This is a genomic window from Streptomyces sp. Ru62 (assembly GCF_002920615.1).
GTDB lineage: Bacteria > Actinomycetota > Actinomycetes > Streptomycetales > Streptomycetaceae > Streptomyces.
Map to the genome: position 1 here is coordinate 29,616 of NZ_PQSU01000022.1, position 25,913 is coordinate 55,528.

General features: G+C 72.9%; 22 protein-coding genes and 1 pseudogene. 9 read left to right on the top strand and 14 right to left on the bottom strand.

Translation table 11 applies throughout. From position 1 onward, the window contains the following. Window positions 1-147: 147 nt before the first annotated feature. The 3 genes from C3492_RS27700 to C3492_RS27710 form a co-directional block, all read right to left on the bottom strand. Window positions 148-1,611, bottom strand: a complete 1,464-nt coding sequence (locus C3492_RS27700; RefSeq protein WP_103815138.1) for a glutamate synthase subunit beta — start codon at window positions 1,609-1,611, stop codon at window positions 148-150. Then, window positions 1,604-6,202: a glutamate synthase large subunit gene (gene gltB / locus C3492_RS27705; RefSeq protein ID WP_181140582.1), complete on the bottom strand. Its 4,599-nt coding sequence runs from the start codon at window positions 6,200-6,202 to the stop codon at window positions 1,604-1,606. Before gltB ends, C3492_RS27700 begins: the two co-directional genes overlap by 8 nt. Before the next feature lie 478 nt (window positions 6,203-6,680). Then, a complete protein-coding gene (locus C3492_RS27710) occupies window positions 6,681-7,412 on the bottom strand; it encodes a VIT1/CCC1 transporter family protein (protein ID WP_103815142.1) in 732 nt (243 codons plus the stop codon). Window positions 7,413-7,676: 264 nt separating this feature from the next. On the opposite strand from C3492_RS27710, the pseudogene C3492_RS27715 reads away from it, so the two are divergent. From C3492_RS27715 to C3492_RS27745, 7 genes and pseudogenes are all read left to right on the top strand, one after another. Then, window positions 7,677-8,690: pseudogene (locus tag C3492_RS27715) on the top strand (ADP-ribosylglycohydrolase family protein); the annotation flags it as partial. A 470-nt stretch (window positions 8,691-9,160) separates the two neighbouring features. Beyond that, window positions 9,161-10,279 (top strand): ADP-ribosylglycohydrolase family protein, encoded by a 1,119-nt coding sequence (locus C3492_RS27720; protein WP_103815146.1) that lies wholly within the window; start codon window positions 9,161-9,163, stop codon window positions 10,277-10,279. 8 nt (window positions 10,280-10,287) lie between these two features. Continuing rightward, the gene (locus C3492_RS27725; RefSeq protein ID WP_103815148.1) at window positions 10,288-11,472 is read left to right on the top strand and encodes an ADP-ribosylglycohydrolase family protein; all 1,185 of its coding nucleotides are present in this window, start codon (window positions 10,288-10,290) and stop codon (window positions 11,470-11,472) included. Next, on the top strand, window positions 11,460-12,821 hold the full coding sequence (locus C3492_RS27730; protein ID WP_103815150.1) for an ADP-ribosylglycohydrolase family protein: 1,362 nt from the start codon (window positions 11,460-11,462) through the stop codon (window positions 12,819-12,821). The genes C3492_RS27725 and C3492_RS27730 overlap by 13 nt, the downstream gene beginning before the upstream one ends. Then, entirely contained in the window at window positions 12,818-13,711 is an 894-nt protein-coding gene (gene rbsK, locus C3492_RS27735; protein ID WP_103815152.1) for a ribokinase, read from the top strand. The genes C3492_RS27730 and rbsK overlap by 4 nt, the downstream gene beginning before the upstream one ends. Beyond that, on the top strand, window positions 13,708-14,964 hold the full coding sequence (locus C3492_RS27740) for a CaiB/BaiF CoA-transferase family protein (RefSeq protein WP_258055919.1): 1,257 nt from the start codon (window positions 13,708-13,710) through the stop codon (window positions 14,962-14,964). The genes rbsK and C3492_RS27740 overlap by 4 nt, the downstream gene beginning before the upstream one ends. Continuing rightward, window positions 14,961-15,773, top strand: coding sequence for a CoA ester lyase (locus C3492_RS27745; protein ID WP_103815156.1), 813 nt, complete (start codon window positions 14,961-14,963; stop codon window positions 15,771-15,773). The genes C3492_RS27740 and C3492_RS27745 overlap by 4 nt, the downstream gene beginning before the upstream one ends. A 65-nt stretch (window positions 15,774-15,838) precedes the next feature. Here C3492_RS27745 and lgt read toward each other — a convergent pair whose 3' ends face one another. The 11 genes from lgt to hisI all read right to left on the bottom strand — a co-directional run bounded on the left by lgt (window position 15,839) and on the right by hisI (window position 24,736). Continuing rightward, on the bottom strand, window positions 15,839-16,765 hold the full coding sequence (gene lgt / locus C3492_RS27750; protein ID WP_103815157.1) for a prolipoprotein diacylglyceryl transferase: 927 nt from the start codon (window positions 16,763-16,765) through the stop codon (window positions 15,839-15,841). A gap of 82 nt (window positions 16,766-16,847) precedes the next feature. Then, window positions 16,848-17,621, bottom strand: coding sequence for a thioredoxin domain-containing protein (locus tag C3492_RS27755; RefSeq protein WP_103815159.1), 774 nt, complete (start codon window positions 17,619-17,621; stop codon window positions 16,848-16,850). A 111-nt stretch (window positions 17,622-17,732) separates the two neighbouring features. Beyond that, window positions 17,733-18,569, bottom strand: a complete 837-nt coding sequence (gene trpA, locus C3492_RS27760) for a tryptophan synthase subunit alpha (RefSeq protein WP_103815161.1) — start codon at window positions 18,567-18,569, stop codon at window positions 17,733-17,735. Then, window positions 18,566-19,849 carry a tryptophan synthase subunit beta gene (trpB, locus tag C3492_RS27765; protein WP_103815163.1) on the bottom strand — a complete coding sequence of 428 codons (1,284 nt, stop codon included), beginning with the start codon at window positions 19,847-19,849 and terminating at the stop codon, window positions 18,566-18,568. The genes trpA and trpB overlap by 4 nt, the downstream gene beginning before the upstream one ends. 69 nt (window positions 19,850-19,918) lie before the next feature. Further along, entirely contained in the window at window positions 19,919-20,125 is a 207-nt protein-coding gene (trpM, locus tag C3492_RS27770; RefSeq protein WP_103815165.1) for a tryptophan biosynthesis modulator TrpM, read from the bottom strand. Window positions 20,126-20,145: 20 nt separating this feature from the next. Then, complete coding sequence (trpC, locus tag C3492_RS27775) at window positions 20,146-20,955, bottom strand: indole-3-glycerol phosphate synthase TrpC (RefSeq protein ID WP_103815167.1); 810 nt, start codon at window positions 20,953-20,955, stop codon at window positions 20,146-20,148. Window positions 20,956-21,089: 134 nt separating this feature from the next. Then, entirely contained in the window at window positions 21,090-21,521 is a 432-nt protein-coding gene (locus tag C3492_RS27780) for a DUF2752 domain-containing protein (RefSeq protein ID WP_103815169.1), read from the bottom strand. Between the two features lie 192 nt (window positions 21,522-21,713). Next, window positions 21,714-21,971, bottom strand: a complete 258-nt coding sequence (locus C3492_RS27785; protein WP_103815171.1) for an HGxxPAAW family protein — start codon at window positions 21,969-21,971, stop codon at window positions 21,714-21,716. 161 nt (window positions 21,972-22,132) lie between these two features. Then, window positions 22,133-22,771, bottom strand: coding sequence for a TIGR02234 family membrane protein (locus C3492_RS27790; RefSeq protein WP_103815173.1), 639 nt, complete (start codon window positions 22,769-22,771; stop codon window positions 22,133-22,135). A gap of 52 nt (window positions 22,772-22,823) precedes the next feature. Then, window positions 22,824-24,323 (bottom strand): anthranilate synthase component I, encoded by a 1,500-nt coding sequence (locus tag C3492_RS27795; RefSeq protein WP_103815175.1) that lies wholly within the window; start codon window positions 24,321-24,323, stop codon window positions 22,824-22,826. 11 nt (window positions 24,324-24,334) lie between these two features. After that, window positions 24,335-24,736: a phosphoribosyl-AMP cyclohydrolase gene (gene hisI / locus C3492_RS27800; RefSeq protein WP_103815177.1), complete on the bottom strand. Its 402-nt coding sequence runs from the start codon at window positions 24,734-24,736 to the stop codon at window positions 24,335-24,337. 128 nt (window positions 24,737-24,864) lie between these two features. Between hisI and C3492_RS27805 the strand changes: the two genes are divergently transcribed. Together C3492_RS27805 and C3492_RS27810 are read left to right on the top strand one after the other, a co-directional pair. Next, window positions 24,865-25,497: a TIGR03085 family metal-binding protein gene (locus tag C3492_RS27805; RefSeq protein WP_103815179.1), complete on the top strand. Its 633-nt coding sequence runs from the start codon at window positions 24,865-24,867 to the stop codon at window positions 25,495-25,497. 12 nt (window positions 25,498-25,509) lie between these two features. Continuing rightward, window positions 25,510-25,908, top strand: coding sequence for a VOC family protein (locus tag C3492_RS27810; RefSeq protein ID WP_103815181.1), 399 nt, complete (start codon window positions 25,510-25,512; stop codon window positions 25,906-25,908). The last annotated feature ends 5 nt before the right edge of the window (window positions 25,909-25,913 follow it).

The window sequence follows — 25,913 nt, forward strand, 5'->3', positions numbered from 1 at the left end:
TTCCGGCGCCCGAGCGTACCCGTACGGCACACATGCGACGACGCCTGCCCAGTCGTCCGGTCGGGGACAGGCGGGCAGGCGCCGTTCATGTTCCGTACGCCTTTGTACGGGACGTCTGTGCGGGACCTGGGGTCCGTTGTGCGCGCGTCAGACCGCCAGGGCGCGGTCCGTCGGGCGGATCGGGGCCGGCAGGTCGCTGGCTCCGGTCAGGAAGCGGTCGACTCCGCGGGCGGCCGAGCGGCCCTCCGCGATCGCCCACACGATGAGGGACTGGCCGCGGCCGGCGTCACCGGCGACGAACACACCCGGCACGTTGGTCTGGAAGTCGGCGTCGCGGGCGATGTTACCGCGTTCGTCCAGCTCCAGGCCGAACTGCTCGACCAGGCCGTTCTCCCGGTCGGTGCCGGTGAAGCCCATGGCGAGGGTGACCAGCTGAGCGGGGATCTTGCGCTCGGTGCCCGGCTTGGGGGTGAGCCTGCCGTCGATGAACTCCACCTCGGTCAGGTGCAGCCACTGGACGTTGCCGTCCTCGTCGCCCTCGAAGTGGGTGGTGGAGACGGAGTAGACCCGCTCGCCGCCCTCCTCGTGCGCGCTGGTGACCTTGTAGAGCATCGGGAAGGTCGGCCAGGGCTGGTTCACCGGGTGCCGGTCGTCGTTCGGGCGGGGCATGATCTCCAGCTGGGTGACGGAGGCCGCGCCCTGCCGGTGGGCGGTGCCCACGCAGTCCGCGCCGGTGTCACCGCCGCCGATGACGACGACGTGCTTGCCCTCGGCCGAGATCGGCGCGGTGACGTAGTCGCCCTCCTGGACCTTGTTGGCCAGCGGCAGGTACTCCATGGCCTGGTAGACGCCCTTGAGCTCGCGGCCGGGCACCGGCAGGTCACGGGCGGTCGTGGCACCGACGGCCAGGACGACCGCGTCGTACCGCTTCTTCAGGTCGGTGGCCTTGAGGTCGCGGCCGATCTCGATGCCGGTGCGGAAGCGGGTGCCCTCCGCGCGCATCTGCTCGATACGGCGGTTGATGTGCCGCTTCTCCATCTTGAACTCGGGGATGCCGTACCGGAGGAGACCTCCGACGCGGTCCGCGCGCTCGTAGACGGCGACCGTGTGGCCGGCCCGGGTCAGCTGCTGGGCGGCGGCGAGGCCCGCCGGGCCGGAGCCGACGACCGCGACCGTCTTGCCGGACAGGCGCTCGGGGATCTGCGGGGCGACGTCCCCGGTCTCCCACGCCTTGTCGATGATCGAGACCTCGACGTTCTTGATGGTGACCGGCGGCTGGTTGATGCCCAGCACGCACGCCGACTCGCAGGGGGCCGGGCAGAGGCGACCGGTGAACTCCGGGAAGTTGTTGGTCGCGTGCAGGCGCTCCTGGGCGGCCGCCCAGTCCTCGCGGTAGGCGTAGTCGTTCCACTCGGGGATCAGGTTCCCCAGCGGACAGCCGTTGTGACAGAACGGGATGCCGCAGTCCATGCAGCGGCTGGCCTGCTTGCTGATGATCGGCAGCAGGGAGCCGGGGACGTAGACCTCGTTCCAGTCCTTGACCCGCTCGTCGACGGGGCGGGTCTTGGCGACCTCACGGCCGTGGTTCAGGAAGCCCTTGGGGTCAGCCATTGGTCGCCGCCTCCATCATCTTCTCGGTGATCTCGGTCTCGGTGAGACCGGCTCGCTCGGCGGCGTCCTTGGCGGCGAGCACTGCCTTGTACGTGCTGGGGATGATCTTGCTGAACCGCTCCACGGCCGTGTCCCAGTCGGCGAGCAGCTTCTCGGCGACCGTCGAGCCGGTCTCCTCGGCGTGGCGGCGCACCACGTCGTGCAGCCACTGCTTGTCCGCCGCGTCCAGCGCCTCGACGGAGCCGGCGTTGCCGGCGTTGACGTTGTCGCGGTCGAGGTCGATGACGTAGGCGATACCGCCGGACATGCCCGCCGCGAAGTTGCGGCCGGTCGGGCCGAGGACGACCGCGTGACCGCCGGTCATGTACTCGCAGCCGTGGTCGCCCACGCCCTCGGAGACGACCAGCGCGCCGGAGTTGCGGACGCAGAACCGCTCACCGGTACGGCCGCGCAGGAACAGCTCGCCGCCGGTGGCACCGTAGGCGATGGTGTTGCCCGCGATGGTCGAGTACTCGGCGAGGTGGTCGGCGGCCCGGTCCGGGCGGACGACGATCCGGCCGCCGGAGAGGCCCTTGCCGACGTAGTCGTTGGCGTCGCCCTCCAGGCGGAGCGTGACACCGCGCGGCAGGAAGGCGCCGAAGGACTGGCCGGCCGAGCCGGTGAAGGTGATGTCGATGGTGTCGTCGGGCAGGCCCGCCCCACCGAACTTCTTCGTCACCTCGTGGCCGAGCATGGTGCCGACCGTGCGGTTGATGTTGCGGATGGCGACCTGGGCGCGCACCGGCTGGGCCTCGGTGGCGTCCGAAGCGCCCAGCGCGTCGGCGGCGAGCTTGATCAGCTCGTTGTCCAGGGCCTTCTCCAGGCCGTGGTCCTGGGTGACCAGCTGGTGGCGGACCGCGCCCTCGGGCAGGTCCGGGACGTGGAACAGCGGCTCCAGGTCCAGGCCCTGCGCCTTCCAGTGGTCGACCGCGCGCTCGACGTCCAGCACCTCGGCGTGGCCGACGGCCTCCTCGATGGAGCGGAAGCCCAGCTCGGCGAGGAGCTCGCGGACCTCCTCGGCGATGAACCGGAAGAAGTTCACCACGTGCTCGGCCTTGCCGGCGAAGCGGTCGCGCAGGGCCGGGTTCTGGGTGGCGATGCCGACCGGGCAGGTGTCCAGGTGGCAGACGCGCATCATCACGCAGCCGGAGACGACGAGCGGGGCGGTCGCGAAACCGAACTCCTCGGCGCCGAGCAGCGCGGCGACGACCACGTCACGGCCGGTCTTGAGCTGGCCGTCGGTCTGGACGACGATGCGGTCGCGCAGGCCGTTGAGCAGCAGGGTCTGCTGGGTCTCGGCGAGGCCGAGCTCCCAGGGGCCGCCCGCGTGCTTCAGCGACGTCAGCGGGGAGGCACCCGTGCCGCCGTCGTGACCGGAGATGAGCACGACGTCCGCGTGCGCCTTGGACACACCGGCCGCGACGGTGCCGACACCGACCTCCGAGACCAGCTTCACGTGGATCCGCGCCTGCGGGTTCGCGTTCTTCAGGTCGTGGATCAGCTGGGCCAGGTCCTCGATGGAGTAGATGTCGTGGTGCGGCGGCGGGGAGATCAGGCCGACGCCCGGCGTCGAGTGCCGGGTCTTGGCGACCCATGGGTACACCTTGTGGCCGGGCAGCTGGCCGCCCTCGCCGGGCTTGGCGCCCTGGGCCATCTTGATCTGGATGTCGTCCGCGTTGACCAGGTACTCGGAGGTCACGCCGAAGCGGCCGGAGGCGACCTGCTTGATCGCCGAGCGGCGCGCCGGGTCGTACAGGCGCTCCGGGTCCTCGCCGCCCTCACCGGTGTTGGACTTGCCGCCCAGCTGGTTCATGGCGATGGCGAGGGTCTCGTGCGCCTCCTTGGAGATGGAGCCGTACGACATCGCGCCGGTGGAGAACCGCTTGACGATCTCGCTCGCCGGCTCGACCTCGTCGAGGGGGATCGGCTGCCGGTCGGACTTGAAGCCGAACAGGCCGCGCAGCGTCATCAGACGCTCGGACTGCTCGTTCACCCGCCCGGTGTACTTCTTGAAGATGTCGTACCGGCCGGTGCGCGTGGAGTGCTGGAGGCGGAAGACCGTCTCCGGGTCGAACAGGTGCGGCTCGCCCTCGCGGCGCCACTGGTACTCGCCGCCGATCTCCAGCGCGCGGTGCGCCGGGGCGATACCGGAGGCCGGGTAGGCCTTGGCGTGGCGGGCGGCGACCTCCTGGGCGATGACGTCGATGCCGACACCGCCGATCTTGGTGGCGGTGCCGTTGAAGTACTTCTCCACGAAGGTCTCGTCCAGGCCGACGGCCTCGAAGACCTGGGCGCCGCGGTAGGAGGCGACGGTGGAGATGCCCATCTTGGACATGACCTTCAGGACGCCCTTGCCGAGGGCGTAGATCAGGTTCTTGATGGCCTGCTCGGGCTCGATGCCGTTGATGAAGGTGCCCGCGCGCAGCAGGTCCTCCACCGACTCCATCGCCAGGTACGGGTTGACGGCGGCGGCGCCGTAGCCGATGAGCAGGGCGACGTGGTGGACCTCGCGGACGTCGCCGGCCTCGACCAGCAGGCCCACCTGGGTGCGCTGCTTGGTGCGGATGAGGTGGTGGTGGACGGCCGCGGTGAGCAGCAGCGACGGGATCGGCGCGTGCTCGGCGTCGGAGTGCCGGTCGGACAGGACGATCAGGCGGGCGCCGTTCTCGATCGCCGCGTCGGCCTCGGCGCAGATCTCCTCGATGCGGGCGGCGAGGGCCTCACCGCCGCCGGAGACCCGGTACAGACCGGACAGCGTGGCGGCCTTGAAGCCCGGCATGTCGCCGTCGGCGTTGATGTGGATGAGCTTGGCCAGCTCGTCGTTGTCGATGACCGGGAAGGGCAGCACGACGGACCGGCAGGAGGCGGCGGTCGGCTCCAGCAGGTTGCCCTGCGGGCCCAGCGACGAGCGCAGGGAGGTGACCAGCTCCTCGCGGATCGCGTCCAGCGGCGGGTTGGTGACCTGCGCGAACAGCTGGGTGAAGTAGTCGAAGAGCAGCCGCGGGCGCTCGGACAGGGCCGCGATCGGCGAGTCCGTGCCCATGGAGCCGATCGGCTCGGCGCCGGTGCGGGCCATCGGGGCGAGGATGACGCGCAGCTCCTCCTCGGTGTAGCCGAAGGTCTGCTGGCGGCGGGTGACCGAGGCGTGGGTGTGGACGATGTGCTCGCGCTCGGGCAGGTCGCCCAGCTCGATCTCGCCGGCCTCCAGCCACTCGGCGTACGGCTTCTCCGCGGCGAGGGACGCCTTGATCTCGTCGTCCTCGATGATGCGGTGCTCGGCGGTGTCGACGAGGAACATCTTGCCGGGCTGGAGGCGGCCCTTGCGGACGACCTTGGCCGGGTCGATGTCGAGGACGCCGACCTCGGAGCCGAGGACGACGAGGCCGTCGTCGGTGACCCAGTAGCGGCCGGGGCGCAGGCCGTTGCGGTCGAGCACGGCGCCGACCTGGGTGCCGTCGGTGAAGGTGACGCAGGCGGGGCCGTCCCAGGGCTCCATCATCGTGGAGTGGAACTGGTAGAAGGCGCGCCGGGCCGGGTCCATGGAGTCGTGGTTCTCCCACGCCTCCGGGATCATCATCAGCACGGAGTGCGGCAGCGAGCGGCCGCCCAGGTGCAGCAGCTCCAGGACCTCGTCGAAGGAGGCGGAGTCGGAGGCGTCCGGGGTACAGACCGGGAAGATCCGCTCGATGTTCTTCCCGTCGGAACCGAACAGGTCGGAGACGAGCTGGGACTCGCGGGCGCGCATCCAGTTGCGGTTGCCCTTGACGGTGTTGATCTCACCGTTGTGCGCGACGAAGCGGTACGGGTGCGCGAGCGGCCACGACGGGAAGGTGTTCGTGGAGAACCGGGAGTGCACGAGCGCGATCGCGGAGGCGAAGCGGCGGTCGGACAGGTCCGGGAAGAAGGGCTCCAGCTGGCCGGTGGTCAGCATGCCCTTGTAGACGATCGTCCGGGCGGACAGGGACGGGAAGTAGACCCCGGCCTCGCGCTCGGCGCGCTTGCGCAGCACGAACGCCTTGCGGTCCAGCGCGATGCCCTCGTCGGCGCCGTCGGTCACGAACATCTGCCGGAACACCGGCATGGTGGAGCGGGCGGTGGCGCCCAGCAGCTCGGGGGCGACCGGAACCTCGCGCCAGCCGAGGACGGTGAGCCCCTCGTCGGCGGCGATCGTCTCGATGTGTGAGACGGCGTCGTCGGTCCCGTCCTCCGGGAGGAAGGCGATGCCTACGGCATAGGAGCCGGCCGCGGGAAGGTCGAAACCGGCCACTTCACGGAGGAAGGCGTCCGGCACCTGCGAGAGGATGCCCGCGCCGTCGCCGGAGTCGGGCTCGGAGCCGGTGGCACCACGGTGCTCCAGGTTGCGCAGGACGGTGAGGGCCTGCTCGACCAGGGTGTGGGACGCCTCGCCGGTGAGGGTGGCGACGAAACCGACGCCGCACGCGTCGTGTTCGTTGCGGGGGTCGTACATACCCTGCGCAGCAGGGCGAGCATCCATGAACGACCAGTTCTGGCCATTCGCGGAATGCTGGGACGGCTGGCGCGGCGTACGCATCGGCTCTCCCGTCGTCGTCATGTGGCATGTGGCAGGTGCCGAGGGACGACGTTGGCCCTCTGCGTGAGATCTGCGATGAGATCAAAATTTCGTGCAGGTTACATGATGGAGCGGTTCTCGGGAACCGGAAACACCGTTCCAGCATGCGGACGCCGCGGTCGCGGCGGAGGTGCCGCGCGGACGCGGCGGGTGCCGTGCGGTGGCGGCGCGCTGCCGTGACGGGACGGCGGTGCCGTGCGGTGACGGCGGGGGCCACGCGGTGGCGGCCGACGTTCACGGGGGGACCGTCGGGGACACGATCGGTCGGATCGGCGTCCGGCGGCCCGAAGGGGGTCCGAGGCGGGCGTCATCGCCCACCCCGCGGGGGTGCGGCAGGCGTCGTTGCCCACAGCGCTTAAGGCTCATACCCGGTGGTAAAGGACTCGAAACCCACGAGTAACGGGTACTTATGCGGCCCATCGCATAGCTACCGGTCGACCTATCCTACGGCCGTTCCGAACAGAGTGCCCAGGGCGTACGTCACACCGGCCGCCGCACCACCGAGCGCGAGCTGCCGCAGACCGCTGAACCACCAGCTCCGGGCGGTCACCTTCGCCACGACGGCACCACACGCGAAGAGACCGGCGAGGGCCAGCAGGACGGCGGGCCACAGCGCGGTCGCGCCGAGCAGGTACGGCAGGACGGGCAGCAGGGCGCCGAGCGCGAACGAGCCGAAGGACGAGACCGCGGCGACCAGCGGCGAGGGCAGGTCCCCGGGGTCGATGCCGAGCTCCTCGCGGGCGTGGATCTCCAGGGCCTGCTCGGGGTCCTTGGAGAGCTGCCGGGCGACCTGCCGGGCCAGCCCCGGCTCGACCCCGCGGGCCACGTACAGCGCGGCCAGCTCGTCCTCCTCGTCCTGCGGATGCCTGCGCAGCTCACGGCGTTCGACGTCGAGTTCCGCCTCGACGAGTTCCCGCTGGGAGGCGACGGAGGTGTACTCGCCGGCCGCCATGGAGAAGGCGCCGGCGGCGAGTCCCGCGAGACCGGTGATGATGATCGTGTGCTGGCTCACGGACCCGCCGGCCACGCCCGTCATCAGGGCGAGGTTGGAGACGAGACCGTCCATGGCACCGAAGACGGCGGGGCGCAGCCATCCGCCGTTCACATCGCGGTGCGTGTGGTTGTCGCGGTGCGCCTCGTGCAGCGCGGCCTCGGTTTCGATGATGGCCATCCGGGTCCCCCAAGGAAGCTAAGCCAAAGCTAACTTTGGACGAGTTCTACTTTTCGACAACACAGAACTTACGCTCATCATTTCGTCCGCGCCAGCAAGGAAAGGCTCGGCTAACCTGCGGCTTCTTCCTCAGCCGCTCAGATGGGCGATAAGCAGCTCAGATGCCGACCGGGTGACAGAACCCCTCCCCCGGCTCACGCGGCCGCCTCCCGTGGGACACATCCGCAAAGGGTCCCCGTGCGACCCCGCCGAAGGAGGCCGCCCATGGCATCGATCGCCTGCACTCCCCCGGCTCCGACGCCCGGTGACGCCGCCGGACTCCGCGAGCGGGCCCGCGGTGCGCTGCTGGGCCTGGCCGTCGGGGACGCGCTGGGCGCACCGGCGGAGAACCTCAGGCCCTCCGAGATCCGCGCCCGATGGGGCCGGATCACCGGGTACGTCAGCGAGCAGCCGTACGGCACGGACGACACCGAGTACGCGATCTTCTCCGGTCTGCTGCTGGCCCGGCACGGCTCGGCGCTCACCCCGGAGCATGTCGAGGCGGCCTGGCACGAGTGGATCGCCGACCGGGCGGAGGGACCCTTCCGCGGCGCGGGCTTCAGCGAGCGCGGCACGCTGGAGAACCTCCGCCGTGGCCTCGCCGCCCCCATCTCGGCCCAGCACCGGCACGCCTGGAGCGACGGGCTGGCGATGCGGGCGGCGCCCTTCGGGGTCTTCGCCGCCGGGCGTCCCGCCGAGGCGGCCCGGCTGGTGGCCATCGACGGCTCCGTCAGCCACGAGGGCGAGGGCATCTACGGCGGCCAGGCGGTCGCGGCGGGCGTGGCGGCGGCGATGACCGGCGCGGCGGTCGCGGTGGTGATCGCCGCCGCCCTCGCGGTGATCCCGGACGACTCCTGGACGGCTCGCTCCCTGCGGCGTGCGGTGTCGGTGGCGCATCGCGGCGAACGCGCGGTCCGCTCCGCGGTCGTCATCGGGGGCTACCCCTGGACCGACCTGGCCCCCGAAGCGGTCGCCCTCGCCTTCGGCGCGTACGCGGCGGCCGACGGCGACTTCCGGGAGGCGGTCCTCACGGCCGTCAACATGGGCCGCGACGCGGACACGACGGCGGCGGTCGCAGGTGCCCTCTCCGGCGCCACCCAGGGCCTCTCGGCCATCCCGCCACACTGGTCATCGGCAATCGGCCCGGCCCGCGGCCGCTGCCTCCCGTCCATCACCGGCCACCACGTACTGGACGTCGCGGAGCTCCTGGTGACGGCGGCGGAAGGGGGCGCGGGGGAGGCGGGAGCGGGGGCGGTGGGGGCGGCGGGAACAGGGCCGGTGGAGGCCGGGGCGGCGGGGGCAGGGACGGCGGGGAAGCGGGAGGTGATCCCAGCGGACGCGGGAGCCGGGGCGGCAGGGAAACGGGAGCTGATTCCGGCGGACACGGGAGCCGGGGCGGCAGGGAAACGGGAGCTGATTCCGGCGGACACGGCGGGGACGTTGACTGCAGTCCTGCCGGGGAGCGCGGCGGAGGGGGAGCAGGTGGCAGTCGAGAGTGTGGTGCAGCCATCCCCACAGCCGACCGAACTTCCCCCACCCGCTCCCCCCACCACCCAGCCGACCGAGTCGGGTGGTGGGTGGGCAGGGGATCGGGGGTCCAGGGGGCGGAGCCCCCTGGTAGAGGACGGCGGCGCCGGGCAACCGGACGGCCGGCGGAGCCCCCTGGTGGGGGCCGGCAGCGCAGGGCAACCGGACAGCGAGGGTCGGCCATGACGGCGCGCCGTATCGAGGGCCTCCTCCTCGGCCTCGCCGCCGGAGACGCCGCCGGCTGGCCCGCCGCCCGGCACCGCGCCGCCCGCATGCCCGAGTGGACCCGCCGTCTCACCCGGGAACTGGACACCTTCGCCGAGCAGAACGCCACCACCACCCTCCCGGTGCCGATCGCCCTCAACCAACCCCCCGAACCCCTCCGCCTCGGCCCCTCCGACGACGCCGAGTGGGCGGCCTTCGCCGCGGAGGCGGTCCTGCGCGCCGGCGACGACGACGTCCTCGGCGACCTCAGCCGGGCCCGCCGTATGCGGGCCGCCATCGACCTCACCTGGACCGCCGTGGCCTCCGAGGTCGCCGCCGCGGCGGACCGCGCCCCGGAGATCGAGTCCGCCGTGCTGCCGCTGCGCGCCCGCATCTCCGTCCGCGCCGGCCTCGGCAACCTCGCCACCGGCCTGCGCCCGCCCGCCACCGGCCACGACAACCCGCACTACTTCGACGACGCGGCCTGCGTCCGCGCGTGCGTCCTCGCCGTGGCCCACCCCGGCGACCCGCAACAGGCCGCCGCCCTGGCCGAGTTCGACGCCCGCTACACCCAGGACGGCGACGGTGTGCACGGTGCGCGGGCCATGGCGGCGGCCCTCTCCCTCGCCCTCGCCGACGCGGACACCGGCACCTGCGTGACCGCCGCGATCGCCGAACTCCCGGCGGACACCGAGATCGGCCGCAACGCCCGCCACGCCCTCGCCCTGGCCGAGGACAGCGAGTCCGCCTTCGCGCTCGTCCCGCTCCTGGAACACCAGATCGTCGACCACGTCTACAGCTACGGCATCGCCGCCGCGGAGACCGTCCCCGTCGCGCTCGCCCTGGCCACCGCGGCCCGGGGCCGGATCGCCGAGGCCGTACCGGCCGCCGCCTGCCTGTCCCGGGTCGCCGACTCCGCGCCCGCCCTCGCCGGGGCGCTCACCGGCGCCCTCGGCGGCGGCGCGGCCATCCCCGCGACCTGGCGGGACGCCTGCCGCGTCCTGCCCGGCTGCACCCTGCCCCGTCTCACCGGCACCGACCTGGTGGAACTCGCCGGACTCCTGGAAGCCGCACAACCGGCCCGCCCAGGAGGATGATTCGGGGCATGACGCCCAAAGAAGAAGAAAGCAGCGGGCCCGGCCCGAACGGTCTCGCCGACCGCGTCACCGCCGCCGTGGTGGGAGCCGCCGTCGGTGACGCCCTCGGCGGCCCGGTCGAGGGCTACTCGCCCGACCAGATCGCCGAGCGGCACGGCGGTCGCGTACGCGGCATCGTCGGCCCCTGGCACGGTGACGCCTGGCGCACCGCCCGCCCCATCGCGCCGTACCACAAGGGCGACGGCCACGTCACCGACGACACCTTGATGACGCACGCGCTGATCCGCGTCTACGACCGCGTCCGCGACCACCTCGACGCCTACGCGATCGCCGAGCACCTGGTCCCGGACCTGATGACCACCCCCCGCTGGATCCCCGAGCTGGAGGCCGAGGCCCTGCCGCTGCACCGCCTCTTCCTCGCCGAGAAGTGGCTAGTGGCCCGGCTGGCCTACGGTCACGCCGACCCCCGGGAAGCGGGCACCGGCAACATCGTCAACTGCGGCGCGGCGATGTACATGGCCCCGGTCGGCCTGGTCAACGCGGCCAACCCGGCCGCCGCGTACGCCGAGGCGCTGGACGTCGCGGGCGCGCACCAGTCGTCGTACGGCCGTGAGGCGGCCGGTGTGTTCGCCGCGGCGATGGCCGCCGCGACCGCCCCCGGCGCCACCCCGGAGTCGGTGGTGGGCGCCTGCCTGTCGCTGGCCAAGGACGGCACCCGTACGGCGATCGAGAAGGTCTGCGAAGTCGCCGCCGGACACCGGGACTTCGAGTCGGCGCTCGGTCCGCTGCGCGCGGCGGTGGAGCCGTACGACACCGTCGGGCCGGACTACCGCGCGCCCTCCCTCGCCGCCCGCCGCCCCTCCCGGCTGCACTCCATCGAGGAACTGCCCATCGCGCTGGGCATGCTGGTCGTCTCCGGCGGCGACTACCGGCAGGCCGTGCTCGGCTCGGTCAACTACGGCCGGGACTGCGACTCGATCGCCACCATGGCCGGTGCCCTGGCGGGCGCGCTGGGCTCGCCCGCCCCCGAGGAGTGGGCGAAGACGGTCGCCGACGCCAGCCGTCTGGACCTGTGGGCGCCGGCCCGGACGCTCACCGAGGTCACGCGCGAGATCTTCGGCCGGGACGTCCACCGCCGGCGCGCCCACGAGGAGGCGTTCACCGCGCTCGGAGGCCGCCCGTGCTCCGGCTGACCTGGGTGCAGCCGGAGGATCTGCTGGGCCACGAGCTGCGCCAGGCCCGCCTGGACGGACGCGAACCTGCGGCGGTCGAGGCGCGCTGGCGGGCGGCGGGCGGCCCGGACGCCCCGGAGCGCGCGGGCGCGTCCCCGCACCGGGTGTCCCGCTATCTGCGCCTGCTGGCGGAGGATCTGCTGGACGAACTCGCCGATCTGCCCAGCCGCTTCGCCGACGACGAGCCGACGGACCTGGCCCGGATCAGGTCCCAGTGCCCCGACTGGCCCACCGGACGGTCCGCCACCGCTCCGGACCCCCGCGCCCTGGAGGCCGCCTGGCTCGGCCGGGCCATCGGCTGTCTCCTCGGCAAACCGGTCGAGAAACTCCCGCTCGACGGCATCCGCGCCCTCGCCCGGGCGGCCGGGAACTGGCCCCTCACCACCTGGTTCACCGCCCGGGGAGTCCCCGACGACCTCCTGGCCACGCACCCCTGGAACCGCCGCTCGGCCGCCACCTCGCTCGCCGAGAACATCGACGGCATGCCCGAGGACGACGACCTGAACTACCCCCTGCTCAACCTCCTCCTGCTCCAGCGCCACGGGAGGACCTTCACCACGGACGACGTGGCCCGGCTCTGGCTCGATGAACTCCCGCCCGGCCGCACCTTCACCGCCGAGCGCGTCGCCCACCGCAACCTCCTCTGCGGCATCGAACCCCCGCACACGGCCCGCCACCGCAACCCGTTCCGCGAGTGGATCGGCGCGCTGATCCGCGCCGACATGCACGGCTGGAGCAACCCGGGCGACCCGGCCGCCGCCGCGGAGCAGGCCCACCGCGACGCGGTCCTCACCCACACCGCCAACGGCGTCTACGCGGCGATGTTCGCGGCCGCCGCCATCGCCGCGGCCGCCACCGGCACGCACGACGTCCACGCCTGCCTGCGCACCGGCCGCGCGGTGGTCCCGGCCCGCTCCCGGCTGGCGAAGGCGATCGACCACGCCGTCCGACTGGCCACCGCCACCGACGACTTCGACGACGTCGTGGACGAACTCCACGCCGTCCACGGCCAGACCCACCACTGGGTCCACGCCGTCCCCAACACCGCCCTGACCGTCGCCGCCCTCACCCACGCCGGCGGCGACTTCACGGGCTCCGTCTGCCGTGCGGTGTCGGGTGGCTGGGACACCGATTCCAACGGCGCCACCGCCGGAGGCATCGCCGGCCTGCTCGCCGGCTCGCCCGGCGCGCTCCCCGACCGCTGGCGGGCCCCGCTGAAGAACCGGCTCGCCACGACCGTCGCGGACTTCGACGGCACCGGCTTCGACACCCTCGCCCACCTCACCCACCTGGAGGCGACCCGACCATGACCCACATCGCCGTCCTCGGCAGCACGAACATGGACCTCGTCACGTATGTCGGCAAGGCCCCGCAGCGCGGGGAGACCGTGACGGGACGGGAGTTCCGTACGATCCCCGGCGGCAAGGGCGCCAACCAGGCCATCGCCGCGGCCCGCGCCGGCGCCACCGTCTCGATGATCGGCGCGGTCGGCAACGACGCCTTCGGCGCCCGGCTGCGCGCCACCCTCGAACACTCCGGCGTCGACACCGACTTCCTGCGCACGGTCGAGGGCCCGTCCGGCACCGCGCACATCGTGGTGGACGACGAGGGCGGCAACGCGATCGTCGTCATCCCCGGCGCGAACGGCACGGTCGACCACCTCTCCCCCGGCGACGAGGGGGTGATCGCCACCGCCGACGCCCTGCTGCTGCAACTGGAGATCCCGCTCGCGGCGGTCGTCGCCGGCGCGGGGGCCGCCCACCGGCACGGCGTCCGTACGGTCCTCACACCCTCGCCCGTCCAGCCGCTGCCGCCCGAACTCCTGGCCGCCGTGGACCTGTTGGTGCCGAACGAGTACGAGGCGGTCACCCTCACCGGCCGCACCGACCCGCGCGAGGCGGCGGCCGCCCTGCTGGACCTGGTACCGGAGGTCGTGGTCACCCTGGGCGCCACCGGCTGCCTGTACGTGACCCGCGGCGCCGAACCGCTCGTGGTCCCCGCGCCCCGCGTGCGGGCCGTGGACTCCACGGGCGCGGGCGACACCTTCGTCGGCACGCTCGCGGTGGCCTTCGCCGAGGAGAAACCGGTACGGGAGGCCCTGTCCTGGGCGGCGGCCGCGGCGGCGATCTCCGTCCAGCGGGAAGGCGCGTCGGCGTCGATGCCGTACCGCCCGGAGATCGAGGCCCAGTACAGCGCATGAACACGACGAGCACGACACGTACGACGGCTACGACAGCTACGGCTACGACGGCTACGACCGCACGGACGTCCCCGGCCCTGGACGGTCTGCGGGTGCTGGACCTCGCGACCCTCTTCGCCGGTCCGATGGCCGCGACGCTGCTCGGTGACTTCGGCGCCGAGGTGATCAAGGTGGAGCATCCCCGGCGACCCGATCCGTCCCGGGGCCACGGCCCGGCCAAGGACGGCGTCGGCCTGTGGTGGAAGGTGCTCGGCCGCAACAAGCGGGCCATCACCCTCGACCTGTCCGCACCCGGCGGCCGGGAGACCCTGCTGCGGCTCGCCGCCACCGCCGACGTGGTGATCGAGAACTTCCGCCCCGGCACCCTGGAGAAATGGGACCTCGGCTGGCCGGAGCTGTCCGCGGCCAACCCCCGGCTGGTCCTGGCCCGGGTCACCGCCTTCGGTCAGTTCGGCCCCTGCGCGCACCGCCCCGGCTTCGGCACCCTCGCCGAGGCGATGAGCGGCTTCGCCGCGGTCACCGGCGAACCGGACGCGCCCCCGACGCTGCCGCCCTTCGGTCTCGCCGACTCGATCGCCGGCCTGGCGACCGCCTACGCCGTGCTGACGGCGCTGGCCGCGCGCGAGCGCACCGGCGCGGGACAGACGGTCGACATGGCGATCATCGAACCGATCCTGTCGGTCCTCGGCCCCCACGTCACCTGGTTCGACCAGCTCGGCTACGTCCAGGAACGCACCGGCAACCGGTCCGCGAACAACGCCCCGCGCAACACCTACCGCACCGCCGACGGCACCTGGGTCGCCGTCTCCACCTCCGCCCAGTCGGTCGCCGAACGGGTGCTACGGCTGGTGGGCCGCCCGGAGCTGATCGAGGAGCCGTGGTTCGCCACCGGCGCGGACCGCGCCGCCCACGCCGATGTGCTGGACGAGGCGGTCGGCTCCTGGATCGCCGTCCGCACCCGCGCCGAGGTGCTCGCGGCCTTCGAGAAGGCTCAGGCCGCGGTGGCCCCGGTGCAGGACGTCCGGGACGTCCTGGCGGACCCCCAGTACCAGGCCCTGGACACGGTGACCACCGTCGAGGACCCGGAACTGGGCCCGCTGCGCATGCAGAACGTCCTCTTCCGGCTCTCCGCCACGCCCGGCGAGATCCGCTGGGCCGGCCGCCCGCACGGCGCCGACACCGACGCCGTGCTCGCCGAACTCGGCCTCACCCCGGCCGACATCGCGGCACTGCGCGCGGAGGGCGCCCTGTGACCCGGTTCCCGCTCACCTGGCTCTACGTCCCCGGCGACCGCCCGCATGTCGTGGCCAAGGCCCTGGTGGCGGGCGCCGACGTGGTGGTGGTCGACCTGGAGGACGCGGTCGCCCCGGACCGCAAGGAGTACGCCCGCGCGGCCACCGCGGAACTCCTGACGGAGCTCCAGCCGGTCCCGGTGCACGTGCGCGTCAACGCCCTGGACAGCCCCTGGGCCGCTGCCGACCTCCCCGCCCTGGCCGGCCTGCCGGGCCTGTCCGGCGTGCGGCTGCCGAAGGTGACGGCCCCGGGCGAGGTACGGCAGGCCGCCGTGGCCACGCCCGTCCCCCTCTACGCGCTCCTGGAGTCGGCCCTCGGCATCGAGCATGCCTACGCCATCGCCACCGCTCACCCCGCCCTGCGGGGCATCGCCCTGGGCGAGGCCGACCTCCGCGCCGACCTCGGGGTACGGGCCGACGCGGGCCTGGACTGGCCGCGCTCACGGGTGATCGTCGCCGCCCGTGCGGCGGGCCTGGCCCCGCCGTCCCAGACCGTCTACCCGGACATCCGTGACCTCGACGGCCTGGCGGCCTCCTGCGCCCACGGCCGGGCTCTCGGGTTCCTGGGCCGCGCCGCGATCCACCCCCGCCAACTGCCGGTGATCGAGCGGGCCTACCTGCCCACGGAGGCCGAGACCGAACACGCGGAGACGGTCATCAAGGCGGCCTCGGCGAACGAGGGCGCCCAGGCCCTCCCCGACGGCCGTTTCATCGACGCGGCGGTGGTGGCGATGGCGCGGCGGACCCTGTCGCTGGCTGCCAGAAGCTGACCCTCCGCACACACCGAGGGCGCCCGGAAGACCTCCGGGCGCCCTCGGTGCCGTACCGCGAGCGGTCAGCTCTTCTCGGCCGGTGCCGCCTTCTCCTCGCCCTCGGCATCGGCGTCGGCGCCCGTCTCGGCGTCGGCGCCCGTCTCTGTGTCCTTTTCCCTGACCGAACCGTCGGAGACCCCCGGCTCGACCACGGCTTCCCGTCCCGGCCGCTTCTTCGACGACACCACGATGTACGCCACCGCCAGCAGGAAGACGAGCAGCGCGGTCCAGTCGTTCAGGCGGAGGCCCAGGATGTGGTGGGCGTCGTCCACCCGCATGTACTCGATCCAGCCCCGGCCGACGCAGTACGCGGCGACGTACAGGGCGAACGCCCGGCCGTGCCCCAGTTTGAAGCGGCGGTCCGCCCAGATGACCAGCAGGCCGACGCCGACGCACCACAGCGACTCGTAGAGGAACGTCGGGTGGTAGTACCCCGGCACCCGGCCGCCCTCGGAGGAGGTGATGTGCAGCGCCCAGGGGAGGTGGGTCTCACGGCCGTACAGCTCCTGGTTGAACCAGTTGCCCCAGCGGCCGATGGCCTGCGCGAACGCGATGCCGGGCGCGACGGCGTCGGCGTAGGCGGGCATCGGGATGCCCCGGCGCCGGGCGCCGATCCACGCGCCGAGCGCGCCGAGGGCGATGGCGCCCCAGATGCCCAGGCCGCCCTCCCACACCTTGAAGGCGTCCACCCAGTCACGGCCCTCGCTGAAGTACAGCTCGTAGTCCGTGATCACGTGGTAGAGCCGGCCGCCGACCAGGCCGAACGGCACGGCCCAGACGGCGATGTCGGCGACCGTGCCGGACTGCCCGCCGCGGGCGATCCAGCGCTTGTTGCCGAACCAGACGGCAACGAAGACGCCGATGATGATGCAGAAGGCGTAGGCGCGCAGCGGGATGGGGCCGAGGTACTGCACCCCGTGCGACGGGCTGGGGATATAGGCAAGGTTCATGGCAAGTCCGACGCTACCGTGCCGGGCCGTGGGGACGGCAAGCAGCCCGGCTACGGGTCCATAACGGGGGCGTGAGAAACGCTTACCCGCGGTCGGCGGCCTCCACGAGTTGCTTGAGCTTGGCCGGGGTCATCGTCTGGTCCTGGTAGATGTTCTTGCCGCCGAGCAGCACCGTGGGCGTGCCGGTGAAGCCGCCGGACCGGAACGCCTGGTTGGACCTGTCGACCCAGCTGTCGTGCGTGCCGTCCTGGACGCACTTGCGGAAGGCGGGCGTGTCCAGGCCCTTCACCTTGCCGGCCAGCTCGATCAGCTTGTCGTTGTCCGCGAAGGCGTCGTCGGTCTCCTTGGGCTGGTTCGCGAACAGCACGTCGTGGTAGTCGCGGAACTTCCCGGCGTCCTGGGCGCAGGCCGCGGCGTTGGCTGCGCGCAGCGATCCGGTGCCGCCGAGGTTGCCGTCGATCAGCCGGACGAGGTGGTACTCGATCCTGAGCTTGCCGGCGTCGGTCAGTTCGTGGAGGGTCGGCCGGTACGCCACCTCGAAGGCCTGGCAGGCCGGGCAGCGGAAGTCCTCCCAGACGGTGAGCGTCGACTTGGCGCCGTCCTTGCCGACCGGGATCGCGAGGCCGTCCTTGCCCTGCGCCCCCGACGGTGCCACGGCCGGGCCCGCGCTGCTGGCCTTGTGCTTGCCGGCGTTCGCGGCGACCACGCCGATCACCGCCGCCAGCCCCAGGACGCAGACGACGCTCGCGCCCACGATCAGCGTGCGCCGTCGCTTCTCCGCGGCCTTCTGCTTCTCGCGCTCGACCGCCAGCCGTTCCCGGGCGGTGCGCTTTCCGTCACGGTTCTTCTCGCTCACACCTCCAGAACGAACCGGGGAGGCGCAGCGCGCCTCCCCGGCCCGAGGTCCACTCGTTCGAGTGACCGAATCATCCGATACGGGACATTCGCCGACGGTCGCTCCCGCCCGTCACGCCTGTCCGCGCACGCCTTTCGCCAGCTCACCGGCCAGCTCGCGGACCGCCGCGATGCCGGAGGCGTGGTCGGGGGCGTCCAGCATCCGCTTCACGAACGCCGAGCCGACGATCACGCCGTCGGCGAAGCCCGCGACCTCGGCGGCCTGGGCCCGGTTGGAGACGCCGAGCCCGACGCAGACGGGCAGCCCGGTGCCGGTGGCACGGGTGCGCCGGACCAGGTCCTGGGCCTGCGTACCGACGGATTCCCGGGTGCCGGTGACGCCCATGAGGGAGGCCGCGTAGACGAAGCCGCTGCCCGCCGCGGTGATCTCGGCGAGCCGCTCGTCCTTGCTGCTCGGCGCCACGACGAAGACGGTCGCGAGGCCGTGCTTCTCGGCGTGCTCCCGCCACGGCGCCGACTCCTGCACGGGCAGGTCGGGCAGGATGCAGCCCGCGCCGCCCGCCTCGGCCAGCTCGGCGGTGAACCGCTCCACGCCGTAACGGTCGATGGGGTTCCAGTACGTCATGACGAGCACCGGCTTCCCGGTGGCCTCGTGGGCCTCCCGGACCGTGCGCATGACGTCGGCGATCCGCACCCCGCCCCGCAGGGCGATGTCGTCGGCGGTCTGGATGACCGGGCCGTCGAGCACCGGGTCGCTGTGCGGCAGCCCGACCTCGACGACGTCGGCGCCCCCGTCGAAGACGGCCTTGATCGCCTCGATGCCGCCGTCCACGGTCGGGAAGCCGGCCGGGAGGTAGGCGATGAGCGCGGAGCGGCCCTCGGCCTTGGCGGCGGCGAGGGTCTCGTCCAGCAGCCGGCCCTTCCCACCCGTGAATGCAGCCCCGCTCACTTGGCGTCCCCCTCGATCTCGGCGGTGTCGGCTTCGTCGGCGGCCACCTCGGCGTCGGTGTCGTAGAGGCCGAAGTAGCGGGCGGCGGTGTCCATGTCCTTGTCGCCGCGGCCGGACAGGTTGACGACGATCAGGCCGTCCTTGCCCAGCTCCTTGCCGACCTCCAGGGCGCCGGCCAGCGCGTGGGCGCTCTCGATGGCCGGGATGATGCCCTCGGTGCGCGACAGCAGGCGCAGGGCCTGCATGGCCGCGTCGTCGGTGATCGCGCGGTACTCGCCGCGGCCGGAGTCCTTCAGGTAGGAGTGCTCCGGGCCGATGCCCGGGTAGTCCAGTCCGGCGGAGATCGAGTACGGCTCGGTGATCTGGCCCTCGTCGTCCTGGAGGACGTACGAGCGGGAGCCGTGCAGGATGCCGGGCTCGCCGGCGGTGAGGGTGGCCGCGTGCTCGCCGGTCTCGATGCCGTGGCCGGCGGGCTCGCAGCCGATGAGGCGGACGCCCTCGTCGGGGATGAAGGCGTGGAAGAGGCCGATGGCGTTGGATCCGCCGCCGACACAGGCGACGGCCGCGTCGGGGAGGCGGCCGGCGCGCTCCAGGAGCTGGCGCCGTGCCTCCACGCCGATCACCCGGTGGAAGTCGCGGACCATGGCCGGGAACGGGTGCGGGCCGGCGACCGTGCCGAAGAGGTAGTGGGTGCGGTCGACGTTGGCGACCCAGTCCCGGAACGCCTCGTTGATGGCGTCCTTGAGGGTGCGGCTGCCGGACTTCACGGCGACGACCTCGGCGCCGAGCATGCGCATGCGGGCCACGTTGAGGGCCTGGCGCTCGGTGTCGATCTCGCCCATGTAGATGGTGCAGTCGAGGCCGAACAGCGCGCAGGCGGTGGCCGTGGCGACACCGTGCTGGCCGGCGCCGGTCTCGGCGATGACCCGGGTCTTGCCCATGCGCTTGGTGAGCAGGGCCTGGCCGAGCACGTTGTTGATCTTGTGGGAGCCGGTGTGGTTGAGGTCCTCGCGCTTGAGGAACACGCGGGCGCCGCCGGCGTGTTCGGCGAAACGGGGCACCTCGGTGAGCGCCGACGGACGGCCGGTGTAGTTGACGAGCAGGTCGTCGAGCTCACGGGCGAACTCGGGGTCGTGCTTGGCCTTGTCGTACTCGACGGCGACCTCGTCCACGGCGGCGACGAGGGCCTCCGGGATGAACTTGCCGCCGAACGCGCCGAAGTAGCCCTCGGCGCTGGGCACCTGGCCGGTGGGGTCAGGGATGAAGAACTCGCTGGGCATGCGGATACCTCACGGTGAGTGCGGTGAAAGAACACTGATCGCCGTGGGGGCGGGGCGAGTCGGTCGGCCTCAGGTCGTCTGTGGCTGGTCGCGCAGTTCCCCGCGCCCCTGAGGGGCGCGCTGCCATCGGCGTCCGTTGACCTGCCCGGGTTCGTCGCCGATGACGTACCGGACGCGACGGCCGTGGACACGGCGCGCGGGGGCGCGGCAGCCGCGCGGACGGCAGCCGCGCGCCAGGCGCGCGTGCCGGTCCACGGTCGTCACGGTGGGAGTCATCGGCGCCAAGCCTAGCGGGATCAGCCGCGCCCGTGCCGCAGGGCCGGGTGCTCGCCCGCCGCCACCAGGTCGGCCACCGCCGCCTTGGGGTCGCGGCCGGTCACCAGGGACTCGCCGACCAGCACCGCGTCGGCGCCGGCGTTGGCGTACGCGATCAGGTCGTGCGGGCCGCGGACACCGGACTCGGCGACCTTCACGACGGTGTCCGGGATCTCCGGGGCGACCCGCTCGAACGTGCCGCGGTCCACCTCCAGCGTCTTCAGGTTGCGCGCGTTGACGCCGATGACCTTGGCGCCCGCGTCCACCGCCCGCTCGACCTCGTCCTCGTCGTGCACCTCGACGAGGGGGGTCAGGCCGATGGACACCGCCCGCTCGATCAGGGACTCCAGGGCCGGCTGGTCCAGGGCGGCCACGATCAGCAGCGCGAGGTCGGCGCCGTACGCCCGGGCCTCCCACAGCTGGTACGACGTGACGATGAAGTCCTTGCGCAGGACGGGGATGTCGACCCGTGCGCGCACCGCCTCCAGGTCGGCGAGCGAGCCGCCGAAGCGGCGCTGTTCGGTGAGGACGGAGATCACGGCCGCGCCGCCCGCCTCGTAGTCCGCGGCGAGTCCGGCGGGGTCGGCGATGGCGGCCAGCGCGCCCTTGGAGGGGCTGGAGCGCTTCACCTCGCAGATCACCTTGACGCCGTCGCCCTTGAGCGCGGCCACCCCGTCCTTGGCGGCGTGGGCCTTGGCCGCGCGCTCCTTGAGCTCGTCGAGGGTGACGCGTGCCTGCCGCTCCGCGAGGTCGGCACGGACTCCGTCGATGATCTCGTCGAGCACACTCACGCGAGCGGCCCCCTTCCAGACGGTGGTTCCTTCAGGTTCTGAAAACCCGTGGTCAAACCGATGGTATCCGCAGGAGCGCCGAGGCCTCGCATCCGGTGGAGGGCGGTCCCACTACCTGGACGTTCGCTGTTCGATCAAGGGTGGAGCCAGCCACCGAACGGCAGGTTCCGGACGACGGTGAACACCAGCAGCAGAACGCCGGCCGCCCACAGCGGTCCCGGTCCGAGGTCGATCCGCAGCGGCCTGCCGCGTGCCGCGCGGACCACCCAGACGGTCCACAGCACGGCGAAGCCCAGGTAGCCGGCCACGGCCGGCGCGTTGTCGCGCAGGGCGGCGAGGAGGTCACCGTGCACGAAGGCATGCGCACTGCGCAGCCCGCCGCAGCCGGGGCAGTACAGGCCGGTGAGCCGGTACAGCGGGCAGACGGGGTAGTGCCCGGGTTCACCCGGATCGACGACACCGACGTAGCCGAAGGCCCCGCCGACGGCCGCGAACAGCCCCGCGGGGACTGCGACCCTCCGCCAGAAGGGGGCGGGTGGCGGCACCGGGCGGCTGAGGGCGTTCATGGGTTTCGCGGGGCCGGTCACGGCGGCATTCTCCCCCGCCTGACGTCGGCGTGCCCGCTCGACGCGGCGGTCAGCGGCGCCCTGCCGGCGCCCGCGAGTCCCCGTCCGGCCGCGGCGCCGGCACCGCTCCGGCACACGCGCGAAGGGCGGCCGGCACCAGGTGCCGGCCGCCCTTCGCCAAAACCCTGAGGCTCAGCTCTCGGCCGCGGCCGGCTCCCGCGTGGCCGCGGGCGCGGTGTGCGGCAGCGTGCGGGACTGCTTCGGCTGCCCCAGACCCATGGCGCGCATGATGCCGCCGACCACACCACCGAGGAGCGTGAGGGCCATGCCGGCCCAGAAGCCGACGGGCTGGGCCATCACCATGAAGGCGCCCGCGACGCAGAAACCGATGAAGGCGATGATGACACCGGTCCAGGCGGCCGGGGTGTGACCGTGGCTGCTGCCCGCCATGACTTGCTCCTCGTTGCTGTGTACGTGTCGTACTGTCCGAGCCGGACGCTCGCCGTCCATTGTCCCGTACGCGCGTGTGTGCCCGACGCGGGGGTGGCGTCTGTTTCACCACACCGGGGTTCCCCGCTCCGGGTCCGGGCTCCGGGTACGCCCCCGCGGATTCAGGCGCCCGTCGGGTCCTCGCCCCGGTCCAGCGCCTTCCAGATCTCCTCGGGCCGTTCCGGGTCGACCGGCCGGGCCGTGCGCCGCGGGCGGGCGGTGCCGCGCTCGTAGCGGCCGGACATGGCGGGCCACAGCCGGCCGTAGCGCAGGGCGAGCAGTCCGGCGAGCAGGAGCAGCACACCGCCGGCGGCCGCGACATAGGGCCAGCCGGTGTGGGTGAGCGCGTCGACCGTGGCGGAGGTGTCGCCGCTCGCCTTGGCCGCCTGCTCGTCCAGCGCGGAGCTGTCGGAGGCGGACACGAGGGCCGCGGCGGCGATCCCGGCGCCGGACAGCGCGAGCAGCCCGGAGACGAGGAACCGGCCGGCCCGGCGGACGGCGAAGACGGCGACGAGCGCGGCGAGGCCGACTATGGCGAGGGCCGCGGGGACGCCCGTGACGTCGCTGCCCTTGGCGGTCAGCGGGAACGCGCCGCCGGCCACCGTCGCGGTGCCCTCCGCCCAGCGCTGCCGGGTCGCGAGCAGCGCCACGGCCGCGCCGAGCGCACCGCACAGAAGGGCCACGGCGAGGCTCCGCCGGCCGGACCGGGCGGACGCGGCGGCTTGGGAACGGGGGTCAGGTACGGCAGTCACGTACTCCACTATCGCCTGAACCCCGGGTGAGGCGTCACCCGGGGTTCGTATGAGAAGCGTCCTATGCGCGAGCCGGAGTGCCCTGCTCGCCCAGCCGGTTGGCGGTGTGCACCGCCCGCAGCACCGCCGCCGCCTTGTTGCGGCACTCCTGGTCCTCCGCGACCGGGTCGGAGTCGGCGACGATACCGGCGCCGGCCTGGACGTAGGCCGTGCCGTCGCGGAGCAGGGCCGTACGGATGGCGATCGCGGTGTCGGAGTCGCCGGCGAAGTCGAGATAGCCGACGCAGCCCCCGTACAGGCCGCGCCGGGACGGTTCCAGTTCGTCGATGATCTGCATCGCGCGGGGCTTGGGTGCGCCGGAGAGGGTGCCGGCCGGGAAGCAGGCGGTGAGCACGTCGAAGGCCGTGCGGCCGGGGGCGATCCTGCCGGTGACGGTCGAGACGATGTGCATCACGTGCGAGTAGCGCTCGACGGACATGAAGTCGACCACCTCGACCGAGCCGGGCTCGCAGACCCGGCCGAGGTCGTTGCGGCCGAGGTCGACCAGCATCAGGTGCTCGGCGCGTTCCTTGGGGTCGGCGAGGAGTTCGTCGGCGAGGGCCTGGTCCTCCTGCGGGGTGGCCCCGCGGTGCCGGGTGCCGGCGATGGGGTGGACCATCGCGCGTCCGTCCTCGACCTTCACCAGCGCTTCGGGGGAGGAGCCGACGACGTCGAACCCGTCGAAGCGGAAGAGGTACATGTACGGCGAGGGGTTCGTGGCCCGCAGGACCCGGTAGACGTCCAGGGCGCTCGCCGTGCACGGCGTCTCGAAGCGCTGGGAGGGCACGACCTGGAAGGCCTCGCCCGCGCGGATGCGCTCCTTGACGTCCTCGACGGCCCGCTGGAAGTCGGGGCCGCCCCAGCGGGCGGTGTACTCGGGCAGCTCGGAGGGCGGCAGGTGGGCCGGGGGCTGGGCGACCGAGCGGGAGAGGTCCGCCTCCATGGCGTCGAGGCGGGCGACGGCGTCCGCGTACGCCTCGTCGACGCCGGTGTCGAGGTCGTTGTGGTTGATCGCGTTGGCGATCAGCAGGACCGAGCCCTCCCAGTGGTCCATCACCGCGAGGTCGCTGGTGAGCAGCATGGTCAGCTCGGGCAGCTTCAGGTCGTCGCGCTCGCCGGGGCCGATCTTCTCCAGGCGGCGGACGATGTCGTAGCCCAGGTAGCCGACCATACCGCCGGTGAAGGGCGGCAGGCCCTCCTGGTGCGGGGTGTGCAGGGCCTGGAGGGTGGCGCGCAGGGCCGCGAGGGGGTCGCCGTCGGTGGGGACGCCGACGGGCGGGGTGCCGAGCCAGTGGGCCTGTCCGTCCCGCGCGGTGAGCGTGGCGGCGCTGCGGACGCCGACGAAGGAGTAGCGGGACCAGGAGCGGCCGTTCTCCGCGGACTCCAGCAGGAAGGTGCCGGGGCGCTCGGCGGCGAGCTTGCGGTACAGCGCGACCGGGGTGTCGCCGTCGGCGAGCAGCTTGCGCGTGACCGGGATGACACGCCGGTCGGTGGCCAGCTTGCGGAAGGTCTCCAGTTCCATGGCCGCTGACCTTACTGACCGGGTCCGGGTACGCCCGAATCGGCGTCCTTGAGGAGCACGTCCGTGTCGAAGCAGGTGCGGGCGCCGGTGTGGCAGGCCGCGCCGACCTGGTCGACCTTGACCAGCAGGGTGTCGGCGTCGCAGTCCAGCGCGACCGACTTCACCCACTGGACGTGGCCGGAGGTGTCGCCCTTGACCCAGTACTCCCGGCGGCTGCGCGACCAGTAGGTGCAGCGGCCGGTGGTCAGGGTCCGGTGCAGCGCCTCGTCGTCCATCCAGCCGAGCATGAGCACCTCTCCGGTGTCGTACTGCTGGGCGATGGCGGGGACGAGCCCGTCGGCGCTGCGCTTGAGCCGCGCGGCGATCTCCGGGTCGAGGCTGCTGGGCCGGGAGGCACCGGTCGTACTGGTCATGGGTCACATTGTGCCGCGCGGGACCGCCCGCGGGACGCGGCCGTCCATGGAATGGTCACGGCGGCGCGCGGCGCCTCCCTGGGAGGGGACGGGTGGGCGGACCGGTTACGCGGTCGTAGGCTGACAGCATGTCGACCTTCGCCAAGCGTGAACGGCTTCTTCTCGCCGACCTCTTGGAAACCGCCGGGCCGGACGCCGAAACCCTCTGCGAGGGCTGGCGGGCCCGGGACCTGGCCGCGCACGTGGTCGTGCGCGAGCGCCGCCCGGACGCGGCGGGGGGCACGCTGATCAAGCAGCTCGCACCGCGTCTGGAGAAGGTGATGGCCGAGTACTCCGCGAAGCCGTACGAGGAGCTGATCCAGCTGATCCGTACCGGTCCGCCGCGCTTCTCGCCCTTCCAGCTCAAGCAGGTCGACGAGGCGGCCAACATCGTGGAGTTCTACGTCCACACGGAGGACGTCCGCCGCGCCCAGCCGGACTGGAGCCCGCGCGAGCTGGACCCGGTCTTCCAGGACGCGCTGTGGTCCCGCCTCGAACGCGCCGCGCGGCTGATGGGCCGGGGTGCGCCGACGGGTCTGGTGCTGCGCCGCCCGAACGGCCAGACGGCGGTGGCGCACCGGGGCACCCCGGTGGTCACGGTGACCGGTGAGCCGTCGGAGCTGCTGATGTTCGCGTACGGACGGCAGCGCGCGGCCAAGGTGGAGCTGGACGGCGACACCGAGGCGATCGCCGCGCTGCAATCCAAGCAGCTGGGCATCTGAGAGGGCCGGCCCGTGATCAAGGTGGCGATGACCGGCGTGTACGTGGACGACGTGGCGACGGCGCACGCCTTCTACACCGGCGTCCTCGGCTTCGAGACCCGCACGCACATGGACCTCGGGGACGGCACGCTGTTCGTGACGGTCGGGGCGCGGGAGGGGGCCCAGCCGGATCTCCAGCTGCTGCTGGAGCCCGGCCAGGGCCCGATCGCGGAGCCGTACCGCAGGGCGCTGTACGAGGCGGGGCTGCCGTGCATCGTCTTCTCCGTGGACGATCTGGGCGCGGAGTACGACCGGCTGCGCGGCCTGGGCGTCCGGTTCACGCACCCGCCGCAGGAGCAGGGGCCGGTGATCGCGGCGGTGTTCGACGACACGGTGGGCAATCTGGTGCAGCTGGTCCAGCCCAGGGAGTGAACGGC